The organism is Nitrosomonas sp. ANs5 (assembly GCF_050584665.1).
Lineage (GTDB): Bacteria > Pseudomonadota > Gammaproteobacteria > Burkholderiales > Nitrosomonadaceae > Nitrosomonas.
Genome location: NZ_JBEUDO010000092.1, coordinates 1 through 4,605 on the forward strand (window position 1 = coordinate 1; position 4,605 = coordinate 4,605).

Genomic DNA, 4,605 nt, shown 5'->3' on the forward strand with positions numbered 1-4,605 from the left:
GCAGGCGAAGGCGCGATTTCATGTAAGCGTTTTGGCGGAACGGAGTACTAAAGTGGAGAGAAACAGCAATACACCGGTAGAGGTGGCTCCAAAGACTGCACAGCACTGTATGGCTTCTGCTGGAATTGGACGCCCCGAAATAAGCTAGGCTGACCGCCCTCTGTGTGTTGTCGCTTTTTGTGTGATAGCGTACATACCAAATTCCCCGTTCCTGTCATATTCTTTTTCAGGTTTTTGTGAACTTGTAGTGTAAAGACAGAGAATATTACTCGTCGCACTTGGGTTTTCAACGCGGCATTGTATCTCTCCTCGCAATGGGGAGGCTTATCAATCCGCATGGTGCGTTGCTTTGAGTCGCGAATGGCGCACTCAGAAAACCCAGGTGCGACGAGTAGAGCCATACACTGCAAGTTGTGCAAAGCAGTCAAGCTATGAGGTGATGCGCTTTTTGAGGTACTGCTTGTTGGAGTATCTGCGGGATGGATAAGAGATAGATGAATATAAAAGACGAAACAAAAATCACGTTCACGGATCAAGGTTTTATAGATAGCGTTTTGAGTAAATCCGGAGATGCTAAGAGGCTACTGCTAATCATCATAGTCTCGATATTTTGCATGGCCACTGCCAGTGCTGCGATCCCCGATGATTCTTACATCGCTGGTTATGCTACCGGGCTGCTCAAGTATGAATTCAAAATCGATATTGCTTCGTTAACAGTACAGAACGGCAGTATCACTATTCCAGCCGATATCATCCCAGAAGGAGATCGAGTTAGGATTATTCAGATGCTATCGGAGATACCCGGGGTTACCGAAGTTAAAGTAGTGGAACATGCCGGTGAACAACCCATCGTCATGTCTTCGACACCAATTATGGAAATTGCCGAGGAAAAAAGTCTGCCGATTGCAGATTCGGCGATGCTCGCAACCGGTGTTTTACCTTCAGGTCATTTGTTTAGACCGCTGCTAGCGGATCCGCGATGGGCACATTTTTCTGCTGCTTATCGCAATTATGTCGGAAACAATATTGATGGAAATCACAATGGATCTGTCAGCTTTGGTGAAACGCTTCCGTTTTACCGTGCCAATTTTGGGCAATCTATGGCGCAGTGGGAGGTAGGTTTACAGGCCGGTGTTTTCAGTGATTTCAATCTTGGTGCCTCCTCAACTGATCTCATTAATACAGATTTTATTGCATCGCTTTATTCCAGTTTCCGGGTGAATAAGGTTTCTGCATTTGCTCGCGTTTACCATCAGAGTTCTCATCTTGGCGATGAATTTTTGCTGAGAAAACTATCTGATTTAGAGCGTATCAATCTTAGTTACGAAGGTGCTGACCTCAGATTATCTTATGAGCTTCCCTATGGGATGCGAGTCTATGGTGGAGGAGGGGGGATTTTTCGCAAAGAGCCATCGACAATCAAACCTTGGTCAGTTCAATATGGCGTAGAGTTCAGAAGCCCATGGCGCCTGGAGTTTGCATCAGTGCGACCTATTCTGGCAGTCGATTTCAAGAATCATGAACAAAACAATTGGAACACTGATATTTCCGCCAGGGCCGGATTTCAATTTGACAATTTACAGGCCTTCAACAGGAGGCTGCAATTCCTGATCGAATATTTCAACGGCAACTCTCCTACCGGCCAGTTTTTCAGAGAGAAAGTCGAATATATCGGTTTCGGAGCGCATTACCATTTTTAGGCCTGTCCAGCCAATGGCCAGCAATCAGCTCGCTTTTACGTGAGGGCATCATGCAATTACTACCTCCCTGTTCAATTTTGCCTGTGTTTGCGGTGCTTTTATCAGGACTGGTGCTTGTGGCCGCTTGCAGTGCTCTGGAAGAAAATCAGGCTCTGACTGCAGGACGCTCTGGTATTCAGCCAAAGTCGGCCAGCAATATTGTCTATGATGCTGAACTCGGTGAGTTACCCTGGCCAGAAGAAGAAGCCGCTACGCAAGCCATCACGGAAAGCATCGAGCAAACTATCAGGGCACGCTATATGAATAACCTTCCGGCGCGACGCGAAGTTCATGCCAAAGCCCACGGTTGTGTGCTAGCAGACTTTCAGGTTGACGATACGCTCCGGGACGAACACCAACATGGTGTTTTTCAGGCTGGCGCGCGCTACCAGGCCTGGATCCGCTTTTCAAACGGTGGCAGTGATCCAAGTGTCGATGATAGGGCAGGTGACGGACGGGGCATGGCAGTCAAGCTTTTGGGTGTCCCAGGGGCAAAGCTCTTGTCTGATGAGAGCCATACCCAGGATTTCTTGATGATCAATCACCCCGTGTTCTTCATTGACGACCCGCAAAAATATTTAAGCCTTATCGAGGCGCGCCGCAGTTCTGGTCTGTTGGCCGGGTTATCTGCACTTTTTGTCCTCGGGATAGAAGGCTCGATCATCGCGGCAAAAATTAACGGGAAGATAATCGGCAATCCGCTTTACTCACGCTACTGGTCTACGGTGCCTTATCAGCTCGGCGCTGGCGCTAACCGGCGCGCAATGAAATACTCTGCGAAACCCTGTGTGAAAATGGACAACACGCCTCCGTCAGACAAGTCCCAGGATCCTAATTACCTGCGTGCGGCGATGCAGCAACATCTCAATGCCAATGACGCTTGTTTCGAATTTCTGATCCAGACGCGTGATACGAGCACACCAGCAGGCGCAGCACTCAGCGTTGAAATATCCACGAAAGAGTGGGAAGAGAATGTGGCACCGTTTGTTAAAGTCGCTACTATTACGATTCCCAAGCAGAACTTTGACAAACCAGCACAGCACGAATTCTGTGAAAATCTTTCGTACACACCTTGGCATACACTATCCGAACATCGGCCGCTTGGTGGGGTCAATCGAATTCGAAGAGTCGTCTATTCGACCATAGCAGATCTTAGACGTAGCATGAATGCTATTACACCTAACGAGCCGACAGGTGATGAGAAATTTTAATACTAGTACTCCGTTCCGCCAAACCGCTTACATGAAATCGCGCCTTCGCCTGTCATGCGTTGTTGCAAATCCTCGCCATAGCTACGGCTATGACTGCGGTTTGCGCCTAGCCTGGCAGGCGAATCCATCGATTTCATTTGTAAGCTAATTGACGGAACGGAGTACTATTTACTTGGTTAACGAAGAAAAATTGATATGCCATCGTCGATGGCATTTAGCATACAAGCCAGCGCTGCTGTCGGAAAGTAAATATATTTAGGCTCTCCTTTATTTTCCAGAGCGCTTTATTTATTTTGGGTATCCGGATTAAATGGTGGATAAGGGCTCCCTGCTCGTCCGACAGCTTAATCCTCCCAAAAGGTTGATAGATCAACACCGAAGTTTTTCTCGACAGCGGGTGGCTCTTACTGTAGGTCGTGATCGCCCTGCCCATGAAAGGTGATTCCTTTGTCTTCGAGGACTTCTTCTTGTGCTTGGTGGTGTACAGCATCCGGGTTCGCATCACTTCAAATGAGTAGCCTCTGCCATCACGGTTCTCATCCTTGGCCAAGCGATTAATTGACTCCGTGAAAGCATTTGGTGATCGGGATATCAGTCTCGAATGACCAGGTCAATGAGACATTTCGGAGTAAAAATTCCAGTTTCAGAACAGTGAGTTCAAAGAGCGAGGTTTCCCCTCATTCGCGTTGAGGGTTCAAACGTGGATGGGTCTCTTCGCCCCATAGCATGACCAGGGCGCCGGAAAGAAACATCGCGATCGCGACAAACCAGAAACCGCTGGTGACCACTCCGGTAACGTTGGCGATAATCCCGAAGGCCAGTGCACCGATGCCGTAGCCAAGGTCACGCCAGAAGCGGTAGATGCCGATGGCAGAGCTGCGCCAGTTGGGGTGGGAAATGTCCGCCACCGCCGCGCTCAGGTTGGGGTAAAGCAGTGCCATACCAAAACCAGTGACAGCTGCTGAGAAAGACCACCAGATAACACCGTTGCCGAGCAGCATCAATGCAACGCCACCGCCGCACAACCACATGCCCCATACAATTGGCTTGAGGCGCCCGATGTGATCTGACAGGCGCCCCGTCACAAACTGGGAACCACCCCAAACAAATCCATACATTCCCACAATCCAACCAATGGCACCGAGCCCCAGACCCTGTTGGTACAGGTAGACCGGATAAAACACCCAGACCAGCGCGTCTACAAACTTTTCAATCAAGCCGGCCTGACTGAACGCAGCCATTCGACGATCACGCCAGCTCATAAGCGTGAAAACCTCGCGGGTGGTCGGGGTATCCGATATGTTCTTGGGTAAGCGGGCTTTTGGATCAGTCACCGCACCGCTTGCATGACGGGTGCTTTCGGCCTTAGCCCATCCATGGGTTTCACGGATAGCGATGAGCGTCAGGATAATGGCCAGACCGATGACCGCTGCGCCAAACACAAACAATCCCATGCGTGGACCAAGTCCAATGGCGAGATAGCCGGTCAAAATACCAGCAACGGCAACGCCCACATAGCCGGAGAACTCGTTCAGGCCCATGGTCAGGCCCCGCTCATCGGCCCGAGTGATGTCCATTTTCGAGGTCTGAGTCATGGACCAGCAGAGGCCCTGATTGACGCCCAGCAACACGGTGGCCGCCACAATCCAGCCCCA

Annotated in this window: 3 protein-coding genes and 1 pseudogene; 2 read left to right on the forward strand and 2 right to left on the reverse strand. The window is 49.9% G+C overall.

Annotation, left to right across the window (positions count from 1 at the left end; translation table 11 throughout):
- Window positions 1-494: 494 nt before the first annotated feature.
- Both ABTW62_RS13365 and ABTW62_RS13370 read left to right on the forward strand, forming a co-directional pair.
- Window positions 495-1,700, forward strand: coding sequence for a DUF1207 domain-containing protein (locus tag ABTW62_RS13365; RefSeq protein WP_430905072.1), 1,206 nt, complete (start codon window positions 495-497; stop codon window positions 1,698-1,700).
- A 50-nt stretch (window positions 1,701-1,750) separates the two neighbouring features.
- The gene (locus ABTW62_RS13370; RefSeq protein WP_430905073.1) at window positions 1,751-2,950 is read left to right on the forward strand and encodes a catalase family protein; all 1,200 of its coding nucleotides are present in this window, start codon (window positions 1,751-1,753) and stop codon (window positions 2,948-2,950) included.
- A 344-nt stretch (window positions 2,951-3,294) separates the two neighbouring features.
- On the opposite strand, the pseudogene ABTW62_RS13375 reads toward ABTW62_RS13370, so the two are convergent.
- Window positions 3,295-3,552 (reverse strand): annotated as a pseudogene (locus ABTW62_RS13375) (ISL3 family transposase); the annotation flags it as partial.
- Window positions 3,553-3,627: 75 nt separating this feature from the next.
- Window positions 3,628-4,605: MFS transporter (locus tag ABTW62_RS13380; protein WP_430905074.1), on the reverse strand; the 978-nt coding region annotated here is incomplete at its 5' end.

What these genes read in the sequence shown, in the direction of transcription:
- ABTW62_RS13365 (WP_430905072.1), top strand. Translation starts at nt 495, where the DNA reads ATGAATATAAAAGACGAAACAAAAATCACGTTCACGGATCAAGGTTTT.
- ABTW62_RS13370 (WP_430905073.1), top strand. Translation starts at nt 1,751, where the DNA reads ATGCAATTACTACCTCCCTGTTCAATTTTGCCTGTGTTTGCGGTGCTT.